The organism is Rubripirellula obstinata, assembly GCF_001642955.1.
Taxonomy (GTDB): Bacteria; Planctomycetota; Planctomycetia; order Pirellulales; family Pirellulaceae; genus Rubripirellula; species Rubripirellula obstinata.
The window spans coordinates 146,691-165,098 of the sequence record NZ_LWSK01000001.1 but is presented as its reverse complement, the minus strand read 5'-3'; the positions used below and the strand labels follow the sequence as shown (position 1 = coordinate 165,098).

Below are 18,408 nucleotides of genomic sequence, written 5' to 3'. Positions count from 1 at the left end.
GCCAAATACGGAACTTGTTTCGGGACAGTTCCGAAGGACCGTCGGAACAATGAGCGGCGGTGAAATTGGTAGCGAAAGTCGCCAAGACTTTCGGTTTGCCAAGTTGCCGAAACTCTTGGCGAGTTTCGCTACACCACTTTTTGCCGAGTTGCCGAAACTCTTGGCGAGTTTCGCTACACCACTTATTGCTCCATCGATCAGCTAAACTCACACGGTGTCGCAGACCAAATTGAATCGACGTCCAAGCAATTCGTTTTCCCGTAGCCAAATCAAATGCTCAATCCATCGCTGTCATTCAAGCGTCCCGAAGCAGATCTTTCTGTCTTGGAATTGCTCTCGTTGGAGTACCCCAATGTTGACTCCGCGATCGCTGAAGTGACACGTTTGGCTGCGGTGCAAACGCTGCCCAAGAGTGCTGTTCACGTGATCAGCGACATTCACGGCGAAGACAAGAAGCTTCAGCACGTCATCAATAATGCGTCGGGAACGCTTCGGCCATTGGTCGAAGAAATGTTTGCGGGACGGATGGACGAAGAGGAAATGTCGGAGTTCCTGACGCTTACTTTCTATCCCGCGGAAGTAACGCAAAGCATGCAAGACACGTTGAAACATCCCGAGGAGGTGAAAGCTTATGCCGCACGAATGCTGGCACCACAGCTCGAACTACTTCGCGATCTGGTATCGAACTTTAGCCTTCGGTTAGCCACCAAGCTTTTCCCGGCTGAGTACAGCGAACTGCTGCTGGAAATGATGCACGCGCCGTCGACCGAGCGCGGTCCGGAATTCATTGCAGCGATGTTGGACGAATTGGTCCGTCGCGGGCGAGCGCTGCACTTGATCCACTTGCTCGGGCGGGCGATTCGCAACTTGGCGGTCGACGAATTGGTGATCGGTGGCGATTGTTGGGATCGCGGTCCGCGTGGCGATCTTGTCGTTGACTATCTTCGTCTCCAACCCAACGTGGCCTTCATTTGGGGCAACCACGATGCATTGTGGCTGGGGGCGTCGCTGGGCAACGAATCTTTGATCTGCACCGTGCTGCGAGTCTCTTTGCGTTATCGTCGCTTGGGTCAACTGGACGAAGGTTACAGCGTTCCGCTAACTCCACTGGAACACCTTGCCCGCACCGTCTACGCAGACGACCCGGCCGAGTTCTTCATGCCCAAAAGCGAAGGTATGCGGCCGATGGAAGTCGTCGCGCGAATGCAAAAAGCAGCCGCGGTGATGCAGTTTAAACTCGAAGGCAAATTGATTGCGCGGAATCCGCACTGGGGACTGGACCACCGAAGACTGTTGCACCGGATCGACCACCAACGCGGCACGATTGAAATTGATGGGCAAGTTTACGACTTGCGTGACAATCATTTTCCAACGATCGATCCCGAGAACCCGTATGAATTGACGCCAGAAGAATCCGCCTGTCTCAAGCGACTGAAGCATTCATTTTTGAACAGTCAAAAACTGCGAGAACAAATGCAATACATGGTCGGGCACGGTTCGATGTATCTGCGGCGTGACGATTGTTTGATCTTTCACGGTTGCGTGCCGGTTGATGCCGATGGAAATTTCCTACCACTAAAGGTTGACGGAGAAGCGGTCGCGGGACGTGAATTGTTTGAGGGGATCGAAGCGGTTGTGCGACGCGCGGTCGAGCGATCCGAAGAAGCTGATCTTGATTTCCTGTGGTACCTGTGGAGCGGCCCGCGCAGTCCGTTGTTTGGAAAAGATCGAATCGCAACTTTTGAGCGAGATTTCATCGCTGATAAAACGCCGCACCGCGAAACCAAGGATCCGTACTTTTCACTGATTCACGAAGTCGATTTTTGCGATCGCGTGTTGACGGAATTTGGAATGGAAACAGCCGACGGCTTGATCGTCAACGGCCACGTTCCCGTCAAAGTCGAAGCCGGCGAATCGCCGCTAAAACGCAGCGGCAAAGCGATCACGATCGACGGTGCATTTTCCGAGGCCTACGGCGACTACGGATACACACTCGTCCTGGAACCCAACCGAATCGTGCTGGCCGAGCATCATCATTTCGAGTCGGTCGACGCAGCGATTCGCGACGGCATCGATATCGTCCCGACCGTTCAGGAAATCCGAGTCTTCGATCACCCAAGATGCACGCGAGACACCGAGCGAGGCCAACGCATCCAATACCGAATCGAAATGCTAGAACGATTAGTCGAAGCCTACCAAACCAACCGCTTGCACCAGCGTGCAGTCAGCGCGACCAAGCGTGTTTTGTAGGCATACAAAATCAGTTTTACAGGATGGACAATTTTTTTGAGTAGCTGGTCACGAGTTCCTTGGGCCCGGCCGCTTACGCGATCACGGCTCATGTCCTGTTCCGGAAAGCTGATTTGCGTTGGCAGGAACGCGTCCTGAATTGCTTGTCCGCTGCCGAGGCGACTAGAACGCGGACATGGCTAACATGATTTCCAATGACCGAACGACTTCGATTGAACCGGTGACGGTTCCGATTGCGACCGAGCAGTTTGAAACGCTGGTTGATGCGGGGGCGTTTGATCAGACGCTTGGATAAATCGAACTGATTCACGGAAGGATTGTGCAGATGAATCCTCAGGGGCCCAACACTCTGACCCGATCGATGTCTTGAACGAGTGGAGTTTTGAAAGCGTTTAGCGGCGGTTCACAGTTCGAGTAGAAAAACCAGTTCGTATTCCTGATCGAATGAGTTGCCCCGAACCGGACATTGCTTGGGTGACAAGGCGTCGCTACCACGACGAACACCCCAGCCCCGATGACATTCATTTACTGATCGAAGTTAGTCATACCCGTTCGCGGTTTGATCGGACCGAGAAACTGCAACTGTATGCGGAATCCGGTGTGGGTGAATACTGGCAGGTCGATGTTCCTGGCCGAATGGTGACCGTGCATCGGTAACCGCAGGGCGAACTGTTTCGCGAGGTGCGATCGTTCGACGAAAATGAAATCATTCGTCCCGCTTGTTTGCCTGACGCCAAGCTGGTCATCGCGAACTTGTTTCCGCCGAAGTAAACCGCCGAAGTAAACCGCCGGTTCCATCGCGGTTGGCATGGGGTATCATCGGCGGGATGAATCAAAAAACTGAACATCCACCGCTGCCTGATCTTCCGACCGCCACCATCATGCTGCAAGCAGCGATCGGACAGATCCGCTTTGCTCGTGACTACACATTGGGTTTGCTAAACGCGACGCCACAAGATCGATGGTTTGAAATTCCAGGCGGGATGACAACCAACATCGCTTGGCAAGTCGGACACTTGACGGTCAGTCAGTACGGTTTGCTGATGTTTCGCTTGCAAGGGCGACAAGATGAGGACCTGGAACTGATTCCCGGCAAGTTCAGAAAGGCTTACACACGCGGCTCGACGCCATCATCGGATACGGCCAAGCAACTCAGCAGCGATGAGTTGATCGAACGCATGGCTGCGATCCATGATCGATCGATGGCGGTTCTGGAATCGGTCGCGCCCGAGGTATTACTGGAGCCGATCGACATGCCTTACGCGGCGTACCCGACCAAGTTGGGTGCGGTTTTGTTTTGCCCATTGCATGAACATATTCACGCCGGACAGATTGGCATCATTCGTCGAGCGATGGGATTGGATCCTGTTCGATGAATCAGAATTCCAGCCATCCACCCACCGCCTGTGCCTGGCCCGTTGTTGACGAATCGATCTATGACCATCCAAAGTTCTATGATTTGGTTTTTGGGGCTGATTGTGCTGCGGAGATCAAGTTCATTCTGGCTTGCGGTGAAGCTTACCTGACTCGAGCCCCCAGGCGAATGTTCGAGCCGGCGTGCGGGACGGGACGATTGCTGTTTTGGTTAGCCAAACGCGGCTTCGACGTCGCTGGATTGGACCTGAATCCCAATGCAGTTGATTTCTGTAACGCCAGGCTAAAACGAAAAGGATTTCCGGAGACCGCGTTTGTGGCCGACATGGCTGATTTTAAAGTCCGCCGCAAGTACGACATCGCGTTCAATACCATCAACAGCTTCCGTCATCTTGGGACCGAGAAAGCGGCTCGCGGTCACCTGCAATCGATGGGCGAAGCAGTTCGCAAAGGCGGCATCTATTTGTTGGGAGTGCATTTAACGCCAACCACTGTCCCGCCCAGCGAAACTGAATCGTGGTCCGCGCGGCGAGGTCATCTATCGATCAACACTCACATGTGGACCAATTCAAGAGATGCCAAAAGCCGGGTTGAGCGTTTTGGAATCTACTTTGACGTTCATCGCCCCTCGCAAAGCCTGCGGATCGTCGATGAACTCGTGCTGCGAAGCTACACGCCGGCACAGATGAACCGGCTGATTCGATCGAGCGAGTGCTGGGACGTCGTCGCGACCTACGATTTTGCTTATGAAATCGACGAGCCCATCACCGTGGACGCTTCGACTGAGGATGTCGTTTACGTAATGCGTCGTCGTTAGGCAACTGCCCGTAGCTGATCCCGCCCGGGTTCAGTTGAGCTTGTGCCAAAACTAGCCTGAACCCTGGCGGGATCAGCTACGTTTTGATTTTGAATCGAATACTGGACAGTCGGGCACTCGACTGACTAAGTGTCCAATTCGCGATGCCAGTCCGATGCCAAAAAAATGCGGTCCAGTTTGGTCAGCTTTTAGCGACGTGTCGAACTGACCGCTGCACCCACAACGGCCAAGCTGCCGACGGCGGCGGCAACGACTGCATTAAACCCCCATTCGGATTTTGTGTTGGCAATTATCTGATAGGGAAATGGTTTATCGACGTCGATTCCGTATTCTTCGATGCTCTCATATTCGATGATCAACTGAGCCGCCGACGCATCCTGTAAGGCTGCTTCCGTTTCTTTGATGTGCTGAGCGGTGGTGGTGGGGACTTCGATCAAAAACCAACGAATTCCGCAGAAACTTGCGACGACTAGGCATGCGGTTGCCAGCAAGGCCAAGGCCACAAACGCAATCGAACCCGTCGCTGAGGCTCCGGTTGATTCAGCGACAATCGGCGCGGTTTCGTGATTGGCATCGGCCAAGGCGACTCTTTTTAGTTCGCCCAAATTGGGGACCAATGTCGATTTCCCGCAGTGAGGGCACTCCATCGCTTGACCGGCCTTGGACGGCGACACGGCAATCGGTTGGTCGCAATGATCACAGGGAAGTGAATACATGAAAATCGTCAAGGAAATGGTGAAGAATTGAGGCCAACATGACTGGACCGGCCGATGCCTGAGACTAAAATCTGGACGTGCAGAAAGCAACCTTCACCCATTCGCCGGTTAGGCTTCCAAGCCATTAACGCGGCAACTTAAAGCGAACTATTGTTCACCCTGGGTTTTGGAATGAGTCCAAAATCATCAATCCGTGTGGTCCACGCCCGCTAACTGCCAGCCAATGGATGGTATTTTACCAAAGTCAAAAAGTCATCGACAGAATCGCTTTTCGGCGTTTACTTAGGTGATTGAGACTACGCTTGGTAGAAATAACTGGTTCAATGTTTCTGCGGACCCGAGCTGGACAAATCCTTTCAATAGGAAAATTTTTCCAACTCAGGTCGTGGATCAACTTGATTCGGGCGGACATATAATAGGGTGGTAGGTTTCTGGGTGAGCCTTCTTTCGCAAGTGAAAGTGGCTGGCCCAACGGCGTCTCCCATCTCGATGTGTGCTCTGTCCCTGTCATCACACATTCAACCTACTAATTGACCGCCGACCTCATCATTACAAACTCGATGATCTGACGTTACGCATTGACAAAAGTCGTCCTCCCCAGTTTTGACTTGGCAGCCTCGACCTAGCAAACAAACATGACCTGACAAACGTCCGATTATCTCAAATTCAAACACCATTTTTCTGATCCTTAGGAGTTCCACTCTTGTTCGACACCCTCTTGGACGAATTTGAATCCGTCGAAGCACAGAGCACTGAAGCGATGACCGGAGGCTTTCGGAAGCTTCCCGCTGATGAGAACGAAGACAATGCGGTTGCAGTCGAGATGGCTCGACGTGCCGATGGCGAAGTTCAGCTAGACAGCCCCGACGAATTATTGGCCGGCGAAGAGACCGAAAGTTGGTCCGACGATCCGGTTCGCATGTACTTGACGCAAATGGGCGAAATCCCATTGCTCACTCGCAAAGAAGAAATCGAATTAGCCAAGCGAATCGAAGAAACTCGCCGACGCTTTCGTACCAAACTGCTTGAAAACCATCACGTGCTGGTGGAAGCCTACAAGACCTTGAAAAAGGTTTATCGTGGGCAATTGCCGTTTGACCGAACCGTGCAAGTTTCTGTGACCGATCGGCTAGAAAAAGAACAGATCATTGGTCGGTTGCCACACAACCTGCGTACGCTGCAAACTCTGCTAAAACGAAATCGCCACGATTGGAAAGTCGCACTCAGCAAGAGTGCTTCCCAACGTCGTCGCGCCGAAGCTTGGCGTTCGCTGGCCCGTCGCCGTCGTCGCGCCGTGCGTCTGATCGAAGAGTTGGGTTTGCGGACTCAGCGAATCGAAACACGAATTGGCCTGCTGGCAAAGTTCTCCGATCGATTGAAACAAATCGATGAAGAGATTTCGTCGCAGAAACGCACCAAGCATGGTCGTGAAGTTCGCGAACAATTGCTGTGTGAGCGCCGTCAAATTTTGACTGCTTGCCAAGAAACTCCTGTCTCGCTTCGTCATCGTGTTGCGATGTTGAATCGGGTTTATTCCGATTACCAACAAGCCAAACGTGAACTCAGCGAAGGCAACTTGCGTTTGGTGGTTTCGATCGCCAAAAAGTATCGCAACCGCGGTTTGTCGTTCCTGGATTTGATCCAAGAGGGCAACGCGGGTTTGATGCGTGCGGTCGATAAGTTTGAATACCGTCGCGGTTTCAAGTTCTGTACCTATGCAACCTGGTGGATTCGCCAAGCGATCACTCGCGCCGTGGCTGACCAAAGCCGCACGATTCGGATCCCCGTTCACATGGTGGAAACGATGAGTCGCGTGCGAAATGTCGCTCGTCAATTGTTGCAAGAACTTGGTCGTGAACCCACGATTGAAGAAACCGCTCGTCGTGCCGACGTCACCGTCGAAGAAGCACGCCGCGTGCTGACAATGAGCCGTTTTCCAATCTCGTTGGATCGTCCTGTCGGTAACAGCGAAGACAGCCAATTTGGTGACTTGCTTCCCGATAGTACCGCCGAGAGCCCGCAGATTGGCGCGACACAAGAGATGCTTCGCAACCGAATCACAGGCGTGTTGAAATCACTCTCGTATCGCGAACGTGAAATCATCAAGCTTCGATACGGACTTGGCGACGGCTACAGCTACACGCTGGAAGAAGTCGGACATATTTTCAAAGTAACCCGCGAACGAATTCGTCAAATCGAAGCCAAGGCAGTTCGCAAGTTGCAACAGCCAAGCCGAAGCCAAGATTTGGTCGGCTTCCTTGATTAATTCAAACAGGTAATTCAAACAGGCTCGTTTTTTGACGAGATTAGAACGACAGCATCAAGGCGACGTGTTCACGTAAATGAGCACGTCGCCTTTTTTCGTTGGTGACGAAGAATTGGTGACCAAGAATTGACGTAGGCCTTGGAATTGGTTCCCAGGCTCTGCTTGCCTGTTTAATGATGTTTCTTTGTGATCGTAAGCATTGCATCATGCAAGTGTGTATTGGTTGCCAGGATGCTTGTCTTTTTCAATCGTAGTGGTTCGCCGTTGGCATCGGACACTTGGCCACCTGCTTCGCTAACAATCAACGCACCGGCGGCGAAGTCCCATGGAGCCAAGTGGTATTCAAAGTAGCCGCCGAATTGTCCGGCAGCGACGTGACACAAATCCAATGAGGCCGCGCCCATGCGACGAATGCCATGAATATCGTTTTCGAAGAATGCCTCGATCGCCGACAACGTTTTTCGCATCATCGCACCGCGGTCATAATAGAAACCGCAACCGACCAACGATTCCGCCAGCGTGCGTTCTTGGTTCACTTGAATTGGTTTTCCGTTTAGAAAAGCGCCGCCGCCGATCGTTGCCGTGTACAACTCGTCACGTGCCGGATTGAAGACGACTCCGACGACAGGTTTGCCATCGCGATAGTAGGCGATCGATACGGCGAATTGCAAAACTCCGTGAGCGTAGTTGTTCGTTCCATCAAGTGGGTCAATGATCCACAGGTCTGCCGAGTCTGTGTCGGCTTGCAGGTTTTCTTCGCCCAACAAAGCGTGATCGGGGAACTGTTGTTTCAGATAATTTCCGATTGCCTTTTCGCTTTCGATGTCCGCATCGCTAACCAAGTCGTATGTCTTTGCGTCGGATCGGTCTTTTGATCGTATTTCAACTCCGTCACGCAGATACCGCATCAAAACATCGCCACCCAATTTGGCGGCGGTGATTGCGGCGGTCAGTAAAGTCTTGGAATCATTCATCAGCTATTTTCCTGCATACCAAATTCCTCGGTTCCAGTGATGTCGTTGCAATACGTTCAGAGCTTCGCTGCTCAAGTCTTGCAGCGACGATGCGCGAACATTCTTTTCCACTTGATCTGGATTTCTCATTCCGACCACCACGCTGCTGACTTCGGGTCTTGAAAGAACAAACTTGATCGCAACGTCGGCCAGCGAGTAATCGTCGGCAATCCCCAGCGTTTCCATGTCTTCGCGAATCGCATCTACTCGATTCGCAGTCCGCTGCATTCGATCGCCCGCGAAAAACTGACTGCGGAAATCGTCATCTGGGAATTGATGATCAGCGCCGTACTTTCCGGTTAGCGATCCCTCGTCCAAGGCAACTCGAACGATCACGCCAGTTCCTGTTTCGGCGGCCACCGGCAGAATTTGTGCGGCTGCTTCTTGGTCGAACAGATTGAAAATGACTTGCACGACATCGACCAAACCATCTCGCATCAACTGGATCACGCAGGACTGATCGTGTTCAGGCGTGCTGACGCCGATCAAACCAATCTTTCCTTCATCTCGCAATTGACGCAAAACCAACAAGGGTTGTGGGTCATCATTCCAGGCGCGGGTCCAGGTATGCAGTTGCAACAGGTCAACGCGATCAGTCTTTAGATTGGTCAGTCGCGTGTGCAAGTTGTCGCGTAGATACGCGGCGCTGTACCGATCTTGCCAACGACAATAGGGACTCGGTGGCCAGGGGCCTGGCGATGGCGGAGTCTTGGTCGCAATGAAGACCTCTTCACTTCGCTGATTGATGACCTCGCCAATCAAACGCTCGCTGTGCCCATTCCCGTAACCGGCCGCAGTATCGATGAAATTGATGCCTTTTTCGATCGCCAGGTGGAGCGACGCGATCGATTGCACATCACTTTGGTCGCCCCATCCACCGCCGATGGCCCAACCGCCGAACCCCAATTCGCTGATTTCGATTGCGGTGGATTCGACGGCGTGGGAGGAAAGCTTACGTTTTTGCATCAATAAAGCCTTGAATGGGCGTTGCTAAGGGACAAATCTTCCGTAACCAACCCCGCCTCAGTAGCTGATCCCGCCAGGGTATCAGTACTCAGTACTCAGTACTCAGTACTCAGTACTCAGTACTCAGTACTCAGTACTCAGTACTCAGTACTCAGTACTCAGTACTCGGTACTCGGTACTCGGTACTCGGTACTCGGTACTCGGTACTCAGCGAAGACTGAACCCTGGCGGGATCAGCTACGGGCATGATCGTTTGCCCGATAGGATGGCGTGAAACTGACAAAAGTGAAAGTGTGCGGGTTAGCGAGTGTCTTCGTAGGCCAGTCACGTCAACTTCCCAGCTTCCACGCTCGGAGGAAACGATGATCTCAATATCCGCCGGCAATCACTCCGATGAAATAGCAAAGATATGGAAACGGTACCCAACAGCATGGGCAATCAAATGGATTTGATGTCACGCGTGTCTAAAACAGCTTCGCGTCTTTCGATCATCGTGCCGCTTCAAAGCGATGCGTTGGCTTTTGAAGAGACGTTGATCAGCATTCTTGAAAATCGACCTGCGGACACTGAGATCCTGGTGTGCCACGACGGTCGCTACGACGATCCGTTCGACCTTTGCGACGAAGTAAAGTTCGTGCAAAGTGATTCGACCTCATTGGTGGATTTGGTCGCCGCAGGTGCTCGAGTCGCCATGGGCCGGTTCACGCACGTTCTCGCCAGCGGTGTGATCGCCACACCGGGTTGGACCGACGCAGCACTCGAGAAGTTCGAGCACTTCGATTGCGGTTCCGTCGCTCCCGTGATTCGCGACCGTCATAGTAACCGAATCATCGCGGCTGGTTGGGAAGACTCGGCGACTCGCCTTTGCCGCCCTGCATCGCGTGGACGCAAATCGATCAAGCAACCGTCTAGCCAGTCCGTCGGTGCGTTTTTACAGGCGTCTTTTTGGCGAACCGATTTGTTGTGTTCACTCGCCGATGCCTTCGTCGGTTCCGATGTCACCGCCGCAAGCGTCGCCTACGAACACTTGGCCAGCGGTGCGGGATGGCGCTGCGTGGTTGCGGATCAGTGCGACGTTGTTTGCGAACAAGAAGTCTTGCAATCAGAGATATCCGGTTTCAATCGTGGCCGAACACTTCGCGGATTGCAAAATCATTTCTACGGCGGTGGTTGGTCAACATCACTGCAATCATCTGCTGTCGCAGCACTTGGATGCATCGTCAAACCCGGTTTATTCTCTGAAGCAATTGGCCAGGCGTTTGGTGCAGTCGGTTCTAAGAGCTTGGCGAAACGAATTCACAGCGAAGACGTGCTGTGCTGCGACGATCGCGCCGAGGTGCTTGAATTCAAGCAGGCCGAACCGGCGATGCCTCAGCGCCGCGCGGCTTGATGAACCACCCTGCAACCCTGCAACCCTGCAACCCTACGATTCGTCGCTTTGTCCGATCGCATAGGCTAACCGGCCAATCATCGCGAAGTAGATAAAGATGACACCGACGGTTGCGGTGATGGAAATGATCAGCCCCGAATCGCCGGCCATCGTTGTCATCGATGCGATCAACAGGAACAGCGCAAAGAACAAAATTCCTGATGAAAAGTAGAGCCCGCCCCAAGGTTCTTGGCACCGCGTTACGCTGCGTGCGACCTCAGCCGAGAACGGCACAAATGGGCTGTCCATGTCCATCATCGAAAGCAATACAAACGGGAACAGCGCGTAGACGGCGAACAGTCCGACCAGCACAAGTAACAGCGATGGCCCGATCAGGAATCCAAACACGGCTGCGACGGGAACAAGAGGCACCGCGGCGGCGGCGGCAACTAAAAACAATTGCCCCAGCCAAGCAAACGGCTCGAACACCGGCCACGAACTGACGCTGTCTTCCTGATTGGCGACCGATTCCATGATGGCGAAACCGCACGCTGCGATCAGCGATCCGATGATGGCAGCGAAGGGGAACAGAGCTCCGATCAAGATGGTTTGTTCGCTTCGGATTGCGATGTAAGTTGGGATGGCGGCGATCATCGAAAACGCCAACCAGTGAACCAGCACCCCTGAATCGGTGAAGATTCCAAACACGGATCGGAACCACGCCGCGACATCTGGAGTGTCGTAGTTTGGCGGCGGCGTTTCCACTTCGGCAGCTTCCGCCTCGGCCAACAAACGTTCGGCTGATTTCTGAAACGGAGCGGGCCGTCGATTCGCGTTCGCGCTCTGTTGCATTGGAAGCGCCTTCGCCTCCGGCATCGGTGCGGGAGCTTTGCGAACCTTCGGTGGCGGTGGCACGGTGATCGACGAGTGGCAATCGGCGCATTTGATCGTGCGGCCGGCTTGTTTCGCTTTGACATAAGTCGGCGTGCCACAGGTCTTGCACGTGACTCGATACTCTTTTAATTCTTCTTTTTTGATTGCCGGTTTTGGCTTGTTGTCGGCCGCAGGATTGTTTGCTGTTTTGGGCTTCGTGGGTGAGGGCAAATTGTCGACGAAATCCGGCAGCTCTAGATCGTCAAATCCATCGCTGCCCGCTGAGGACGAGGACGAGGACGAGGATGAGGTCGAAGACGAAGACGAGGATTGCGGGTCTTGATCACTGACCATGTACTGAGCCAGGATTTCATCGTCTCGATTGACCTTTGGTTGGGGGCTGAGCGGTTTTTCGTCCAATTGAAGCCAATCGTCTTCATCGGATTCAGGCGTCGAAGTTGATGACGCTGAACCCAGCGACGGATTGGCTGCGCCGGCCGGCTTGAACGCGGGTGCGAGGAAATCAACCTGGCAGTGGGGGCAGGTGACGTGGAAACCGAGGTCCTCGTCGGCGACCCCGACGGATCCTTGGCAATGTGGGCACGCAAGCGTTTGTGGCATGGGTACAAAATGATGGAGTGTAAATCGATCGAAGTTTCGATATTGGCTTCGATGCGGAATCAGAGTTCTGATGTTAGTCTATCACGAGAAATTACTCTCGCGTTCCGCCAATACACTCCCCCTATTTTCGTCGATGATTGTTACCGCCTACAGCACCCTTCGTCAGGATTCCCAGCCTGACTTTCCTTGTGAAATTCTTGAAACGAAATCACGTCAGAACTCTGATCTGGTTGGTCACCTCAACTCGGTCATGGGTTGGGCGTGCGACTTTGGCAAGCTGGAGATGACTCAGACCTTGTTTGCCGTCTTGCAGCACTTGGAACGCACTCGCAATTGGTACCAGTTTGACGTCATGCGAGACGACCTGGATGCGATGACCGCCTGGGGAATCAAAACCAATTCGATCTTTGGAATGCCAGATCGATCGCTGCGGGATCCCAAGGGAGCCGTTTTGGTCGATCGGGAAAATGATTCCGTGGACGAAGAGGCACGCGTCCCGCACCCGATCGATGCAGTCGAGCGATCGATCGCTAATCGAAAGTTGTTGGCGGATCGAGGAATCGATGTGATGGAGGATCTGCCACCAAGCATTGGTGAAGACGAAGTGATTCTGCGGTCCGCCGATGAGGTTGGCTGGCGGACGCTTGCTCTGTTCATTGTCGCCGTGCGAGCCGAATCGTTGGCCAGCGGAAACCCGATCGCTTCGGAACAACTGCGGTCGAAATCACCAATGTCGTTTGAGGCTTTGACGCCAAGCGAGCAGGCGTTTCTTGAAAACGACGGGCCGGATCAACAGACCGTTGTCAATTTTGCTTGGCGGTATGAAGCTTTGTATGCGTTGCAATGGGCGCTGGGTTTGCACGCTGAACTCAAATCGCCAACCGAGATTTGCGACGTTCCCGCGGTGGCTGAAACAATGGTCGACCGGTCTGATCGTGAACTGGTCACCGAAACGCGATTGCGTCCGGTCGATGAATTATTGGACGCATTGGACCTAAATTATCAAATGCTATGGGCTGCCCGCCAAGCCAAAACACAGGGCCGTGAAACACCGGCCGGGCTGGACGGCGGCGTGCTGGTGGAACGACAGCATGCACTAAATTGGCTGATCTGCTTCGCCGGAGCCGACTGGGACGACGTTGATACGCCGAGTTAGGGATTAGCGATTAGCTGTTAGCGATTAGCGATTAGCGAATTGAATTCAGCAGGCGTTTTTAGCTAACAGCTAACAGCTAACAGCTAACAGCTAATAGCTTTTTCTAAAGTTTGCCGGTTATTCCGGTCGATACGGTTGATGTGAACGTTTCCTTTTGGGGAAGCCTTGCAGTTTTTGGCCCGTAGCGATCTTGACCTGTCTCTCGGAGCCACCTAGACTGACGATTGTTAAGTTTAAAGTGGCAAAGGGTTTACAGCGATTCCCGTCGCCGAGCCAATGGATTTCAAGGAGTCAGAGTGACCAAGAAAGATATCGTGCGAACGATCTCGGAAGAGGTCGGTCTGACTCAGCAGCAAACCAAAGAAATCGTTCAAAAAACCTTTGACGCCATCGTTGATTGCTTGGTAAGAGAACGTAGGATCGAATTGCGGAACTTCGGTGTTTTCGAGGTCAAACCTCGTGCCGCTCGAAAGGCTCGCAATCCGAGAACCGGTCAAAGCGTCGATGTGCCCCGAAAGCATGTCGTCACTTTTAAGCCTGGCAAATACATGGAAGCAAAGGTGCGGGACTTAGATGAAATGATCGACCAATTGTCGGCCAACTTATCCGAGTCGACCAATCCAACCGACCAAACCGGTGGCGAATCGAATTCGGGGAAACCCGACCCCGAGCCACCTAGCGGACGGTGGGACGCCTGAGTCGATGGCTCGGGAATGACGCAGCGATTGAAGACAGCGATCGAAGACAACGACATAACAGACCACTTAAACTGACTTAAGAGCAAGCAACCGTTCACGGAGGAACGCCATGCGACGCACCCCTAAAACTAAACGACTTTCACTATCAAAGTCGCTTGCTCAAATCACGCTCGCCAGCGCGTGCATCATGACTTCGGTCGGATGCTTCGTGCCAATCTACTCGGCTCGCCCCGAACGACGCGTTCAGCAAATGCTGTACACATCGGAAGACCTTCGATCACTCGTCGAAGAGTGGGAACGGTTCTGGCACCTGGATCAACCCAGCCACATGACACCGATTCGTACTCACGGCGGTTTGCTGTAGCGAATCGTTGTCGGGGCAGGCTCGGATTGGTTGTAATGGGATTGCAAATTGCAAGTTGAACACTGCAAGTTTGCAATTGATTTGATCACCATCCAGATTTGCAATTTGCATTGTTAAACTTGCAATTTGCAATCGCTGGTTCACCACCGATCGCTGCCAAATCTCAATCCAGTTCACTAAACGCCTTCACATCTTCGGGCGTGAACTTGTGATCGAGTCTTGCGCCCATCTGCGAGACGATCCGGCCGGCGGCTTGCGATGCCAAGTGACCGGCTTGCCGCCAAGTCATGCCGTTGGTGATGCCGTACAGTAGGCCGCCGGCGTACATGTCGCCCGCGCCCGTGGTGTCGATCGCTTTGACCGAAACGCCTTCGATCGGAAAAGATTCGCCGCCGTGCATCACGATCGAACCCTTTTCGCCTAGCGTCAAAGCCACGTTTTCCGCGTGCTCGTGAATCTTCGCGGCGGCTTTGATCGGGTCTTTCTCGCCAGTCAAGCTGATCGCTTCTTCTTCGTTACAGAAAAACAGGTCCACCGGTCCGGTGATCAGATCCCAAATCTCGTCGCGGATCATGTTGACAAGGAATGGATCCGAAGCGGTAAAAGCAATTTTGGTGCCGTGTTTTTGAGCCAGTTCCATTGCTCGATAGGCTGCCGCTTTCGTCGAATCACCCGTCAACAGGTAACCTTCGACGTAGATGTATTTCGCGTCCTTGATCAAAGACTCGTCGATGTCGTCGGCAGTCAAAGTCACCGAAGCGGACAAGTTGGTCAGCATGGTTCGCTGAGCGTCTTCGGTGATCAGGACGGCACAGGTTCCGGTCGGTAAATCCGCCGGATCCACATCCACCGCGATGCCAAGTTCACGCATGTCGGCCACAAAGAAAGCACCGACATCATCCTTGCCGACTTTGCCGACAAACGCTGCTGATCCGCCAAAATCCGCGACCGCAACGATTGTGTTGGCCGCCGAACCACCGGCACAACGATTCAGCGGAAGTCCACTCAGTTCGTCCAGAACCCCCGCCTGAACATCCGCTTCGACCAGCGTCATGATGCCTTTATCCAGCTTCAGTCGCTCAATCATCGTATCGTCCACCCTGGCCTGGATATCGACCAATGCATTCCCCACACCAAAAACATCAAAGCTAGTCATTTGAAAAATCGTTCTAGAAAGTTGAAATTGTGTCCGGGAATCTCGCCAAGACACTTGAATTGCAAGCCACAAAGTGTATCGAATCAAATGAAATCTAGCGACGCGGGCACACCTCGCCAACGTTTTGACTTGGTCACTACAATACGTGCTGATTCAAACCGCCGTTCCCCACTTCAGACGAGTATTCACCATGAACCGATTTTTCGCCTCCACCGTGTTTTCGCTTGCCCTCGCGGTCATTTTCAATTCGGTCGCCTCGGCGCATTGCCAAGTGCCTTGCGGAATCTATGACGCCCAAATGCGTTTTGAGCGAATGCTTGAGGACGAACACACGATCTCAAAAGCTCAAATTGAACTCGGCAAGTTGGCGGGAAGCACCGCGGCCCAAGACATCAACCAGGCAATCCGTTGGGTGACCACCAAAGAAGAGCACGCCTCGAATATCCAGTCGATCATTGCGACTTACTTTATGACGCAACAAATCAAGACGGACGATCCGGCTTACGGAAAGAAATTGATGGCCGCCCACAAAGTGATGGTGATGGCGATGAAGGCCAAGCAGTCCGCTGATCCCGCGACCGCAAAAGCGTTGGAAGATTCGATCTTCGATTTCTACCGAGCCTTCGAAGGCAAAGAACCCGCTTTTGATCACCAGCACTAAGTGCAACGTCTACGTCGTCACACCGATTTTTCTTTGCGTGTCTTTTCGATGTGATCCAACGAGTAAAGTTTGCCCTTGCCTGCGCCGGGGCACACGGCACAGGTCTCTTTCCAGTCTTTCTTTTTCTTCAGATTGGAATCCCAGAATGGCCAGGTACGGCATTGAGTTGGACGACCACCATAGACGGTGCATTTGCGAGTTTTGCGATCTAGCAAAATGCAGTCACCGTCGTCGTACTCGGTCAAGCTCTTGTCTTTGCCGACTTTGCGAATGTATTGCTGCTCGAATTTCTTGACGGACAAATCGAGTTCTTTCGCCATCGCAGCAATCTCGTCTTTGTCGACCCAAACGAAGCCAGGTTCGCCGCTACAGCAATCACCGCACTGAGTGCATTCGAATTGCAAACCGTCGGCGTACCAGGGTTGTTTGTCTTTCGTCTTGGATTCTTCTTTGCGGCTCATCAGTGGTCACTTCCTTGGCAACGATTAGCGGATTGAACTGGCGATTTGGGTCACGGCTTCAATGACCGCATCGATGTCGGCGGTCGTGGTTTCAGCTCCAGCACTGATTCTAACCGTACCTTCGTCCGCCGTCCCGATGCACCGGTGAATTAAAGCTGCACAATGCAACCCCGACCGGACCTCGATACCGAATTCGGAATCCAAAATCATCGCAACATCGCTCGCGGAAAGACCGTCAATTTGAACGCTGGCGATGGGTATCGGTCCGGGTTTCCCAAACACGTGAGTGCCCGCAATGGCACGAAGGCCGTCATGAAGTTTGCGGGAAAGTTCGCGGCAATGTTCTTCGGTTCGGTCCAGCTTCAAACGTTCTAGCGAAGTCAGCCATCCAGCGATTCCGGACACATGCAAATTCCCTGCTTCCAGCTTTTCCGGGAACGATGTCGGCATGTCCAATGACTCGCTCATGCTGCCGGTTCCACCTTGAATCGACGGCTCAATTTCGTCATGCAGTCGTTCGTTGACATACAGAAGCCCTGTTCCCGATGGACCGCCACTGGCTTTGTGTCCCGGTGACGCCAACACGTCGATATGACTGTCAACGACATTGATCGGGGCGGCACCAAAGACCTGCGCTGCATCGCAAAGAAATAACGCTGATCGATCTTTCAACGCTTTGCCAATTGCACTGATCGGCTGGACTGCGCCGGTCACGTTACTGGCAGCGGTGACTGCAACCATTCGCGTGTCATCTTCAACGGCCTCAACCACGCCCAGTGCATCAACGATTCCGGAATCATCGACGGGAACGATGGTCAGCCGGATCGCATCACGCTTTGCAAGAAAGTGCAACGGTCGCAGGACGCTGTTGTGTTCAGCGGCCGTCGTGACGACATGATCACCTGGTCGCAACAAACCGTGGATCGCTGCGTTCAGCGCCGCCGTCCCACCACTGTGAAACGAAATGCAGTTGGTTGATTCAGCACCAATTAGCTTGGCGATCGCCACACGCGTCTTCGCCAAAATTTGATTGGCAGCCATCGACGATTGATAAGCACCGCGACCTGCGGTCGCACCACAATCTCGCGCGAATTCGTCCATCGCTTTCAGCACCGTATCGTGCTTGGGCCAAGACGTGGCGGCATGATCCAGATAGATACGTCGTTGACCGGTCATGCACCACCTTCCTTGGGATGAACCCACAACTTTTCACCATCCTGGAAGGTCTCTCTTTTCCAAATCGGTACGTCGCGTTTCAGGTTATCCATAATCCAGGGTACGGCCGTGAACACCTCGGCGCGATGAGCCCCGCTGCAGCCGATCACCACGCTAGCCATGCCAACAGGAACCTCGCCGACGCGATGCACGATCAACAACCGGTGCAGCCCAAATGTCAAAACCGCTTCCTCTGCCAATCGGCCAAGCTCTTTGACGGCCATCGTGGGATGGGCTTCGTAGGACAGACTTTCGGTGATTTGGTCACCGGTCGTGCGGCGGGTCACACCGTAGAACCAAACGTGCGCACCGGTATCGGGATCGTCCAGGAATCGCCTCTGCGCCATCAGGTCAGGATGAGATTCGATCGGTTGATCGACGATTTCAATATGGATCTTTGGTGCAGACATTGACGTTTTTTAACCGCCGCTC

17 protein-coding genes and 1 pseudogene are annotated in these 18,408 nt (G+C 53.3%); 10 read left to right on the top strand and 8 right to left on the bottom strand.

Annotation, left to right across the window (positions count from 1 at the left end; genetic code table 11):
* Positions 1-273: 273 nt before the first annotated feature.
* From RC85_RS00735 to RC85_RS00720, 4 genes and pseudogenes are all read left to right on the top strand, one after another.
* Complete coding sequence (locus tag RC85_RS00735; protein ID WP_068257947.1) at positions 274-2,250, top strand: fructose-bisphosphatase class III; 1,977 nt, start codon at positions 274-276, stop codon at positions 2,248-2,250.
* A gap of 417 nt (positions 2,251-2,667) precedes the next feature.
* Positions 2,668-2,907, top strand: a pseudogene (locus tag RC85_RS00730) (Uma2 family endonuclease); the annotation flags it as partial.
* Positions 2,908-3,077: 170 nt separating this feature from the next.
* A complete protein-coding gene (locus RC85_RS00725) occupies positions 3,078-3,626 on the top strand; it encodes a DinB family protein (protein ID WP_068257945.1) in 549 nt (182 codons plus the stop codon).
* Positions 3,623-4,441, top strand: coding sequence for a class I SAM-dependent methyltransferase (locus RC85_RS00720; protein ID WP_068257944.1), 819 nt, complete (start codon positions 3,623-3,625; stop codon positions 4,439-4,441). The genes RC85_RS00725 and RC85_RS00720 overlap by 4 nt, the downstream gene beginning before the upstream one ends.
* Positions 4,442-4,629: 188 nt before the next feature.
* On the opposite strand, the gene RC85_RS00715 is transcribed toward RC85_RS00720, so the two are convergent.
* Positions 4,630-5,169 carry a hypothetical protein gene (locus tag RC85_RS00715; protein WP_149752920.1) on the bottom strand — a complete coding sequence of 180 codons (540 nt, stop codon included), beginning with the start codon at positions 5,167-5,169 and terminating at the stop codon, positions 4,630-4,632.
* A 748-nt stretch (positions 5,170-5,917) separates the two neighbouring features.
* On the opposite strand from RC85_RS00715, the gene RC85_RS00710 reads away from it, so the two are divergent.
* Positions 5,918-7,423: a sigma-70 family RNA polymerase sigma factor gene (locus tag RC85_RS00710; protein WP_420821401.1), complete on the top strand. Its 1,506-nt coding sequence runs from the start codon at positions 5,918-5,920 to the stop codon at positions 7,421-7,423.
* 170 nt (positions 7,424-7,593) lie between these two features.
* Here the strand turns inward: RC85_RS00710 and RC85_RS00705 are convergent, their stop codons facing one another.
* Together RC85_RS00705 and RC85_RS00700 are read right to left on the bottom strand one after the other, a co-directional pair.
* A complete protein-coding gene (locus tag RC85_RS00705; RefSeq protein ID WP_068257941.1) occupies positions 7,594-8,397 on the bottom strand; it encodes an inositol monophosphatase family protein in 804 nt (267 codons plus the stop codon).
* 3 nt (positions 8,398-8,400) lie between these two features.
* On the bottom strand, positions 8,401-9,402 hold the full coding sequence (locus tag RC85_RS00700) for an aldo/keto reductase (RefSeq protein ID WP_068257940.1): 1,002 nt from the start codon (positions 9,400-9,402) through the stop codon (positions 8,401-8,403).
* A gap of 409 nt (positions 9,403-9,811) precedes the next feature.
* Here RC85_RS00700 and RC85_RS00695 point away from each other — a divergent pair, with 409 nt between their 5' ends.
* Complete coding sequence (locus RC85_RS00695; RefSeq protein WP_068257939.1) at positions 9,812-10,792, top strand: glycosyltransferase family protein; 981 nt, start codon at positions 9,812-9,814, stop codon at positions 10,790-10,792.
* Positions 10,793-10,825: 33 nt separating this feature from the next.
* On the opposite strand, the gene RC85_RS00690 is transcribed toward RC85_RS00695, so the two are convergent.
* Positions 10,826-12,265 carry a hypothetical protein gene (locus tag RC85_RS00690; RefSeq protein ID WP_068257938.1) on the bottom strand — a complete coding sequence of 480 codons (1,440 nt, stop codon included), beginning with the start codon at positions 12,263-12,265 and terminating at the stop codon, positions 10,826-10,828.
* A 133-nt stretch (positions 12,266-12,398) separates the two neighbouring features.
* Here RC85_RS00690 and RC85_RS00685 point away from each other — a divergent pair, with 133 nt between their 5' ends.
* From RC85_RS00685 to RC85_RS26020, 3 genes are all read left to right on the top strand, one after another.
* Positions 12,399-13,421 (top strand): DUF4272 domain-containing protein, encoded by a 1,023-nt coding sequence (locus RC85_RS00685; protein ID WP_068257937.1) that lies wholly within the window; start codon positions 12,399-12,401, stop codon positions 13,419-13,421.
* A gap of 224 nt (positions 13,422-13,645) precedes the next feature.
* Entirely contained in the window at positions 13,646-14,119 is a 474-nt protein-coding gene (locus RC85_RS00680) for an HU family DNA-binding protein (RefSeq protein ID WP_261340462.1), read from the top strand.
* 109 nt (positions 14,120-14,228) lie between these two features.
* Complete coding sequence (locus RC85_RS26020) at positions 14,229-14,483, top strand: hypothetical protein (RefSeq protein ID WP_084422228.1); 255 nt, start codon at positions 14,229-14,231, stop codon at positions 14,481-14,483.
* 163 nt (positions 14,484-14,646) lie between these two features.
* Here the strand turns inward: RC85_RS26020 and RC85_RS00670 are convergent, their stop codons facing one another.
* The gene (locus RC85_RS00670) at positions 14,647-15,639 is read right to left on the bottom strand and encodes an adenosine kinase (RefSeq protein WP_068257934.1); all 993 of its coding nucleotides are present in this window, start codon (positions 15,637-15,639) and stop codon (positions 14,647-14,649) included.
* A gap of 190 nt (positions 15,640-15,829) precedes the next feature.
* On the opposite strand from RC85_RS00670, the gene RC85_RS00665 reads away from it, so the two are divergent.
* On the top strand, positions 15,830-16,300 hold the full coding sequence (locus RC85_RS00665) for a superoxide dismutase [Ni] (protein ID WP_068257933.1): 471 nt from the start codon (positions 15,830-15,832) through the stop codon (positions 16,298-16,300).
* Between the two features lie 17 nt (positions 16,301-16,317).
* Here the strand turns inward: RC85_RS00665 and RC85_RS00660 are convergent, their stop codons facing one another.
* Genes RC85_RS00660 through RC85_RS00650 form a run of 3 tightly spaced genes read right to left on the bottom strand, consistent with a single transcriptional unit; the run spans position 16,318 to position 18,386 of the window.
* Positions 16,318-16,761 (bottom strand): YkgJ family cysteine cluster protein, encoded by a 444-nt coding sequence (locus RC85_RS00660; protein ID WP_068257932.1) that lies wholly within the window; start codon positions 16,759-16,761, stop codon positions 16,318-16,320.
* A gap of 24 nt (positions 16,762-16,785) precedes the next feature.
* Positions 16,786-17,937: an aminotransferase class V-fold PLP-dependent enzyme gene (locus RC85_RS00655; protein WP_068257931.1), complete on the bottom strand. Its 1,152-nt coding sequence runs from the start codon at positions 17,935-17,937 to the stop codon at positions 16,786-16,788.
* On the bottom strand, positions 17,934-18,386 hold the full coding sequence (locus RC85_RS00650) for a molybdenum cofactor biosynthesis protein MoaE (protein WP_068257930.1): 453 nt from the start codon (positions 18,384-18,386) through the stop codon (positions 17,934-17,936). The genes RC85_RS00655 and RC85_RS00650 overlap by 4 nt, the downstream gene beginning before the upstream one ends.
* Positions 18,387-18,408 lie beyond the last annotated feature (22 nt).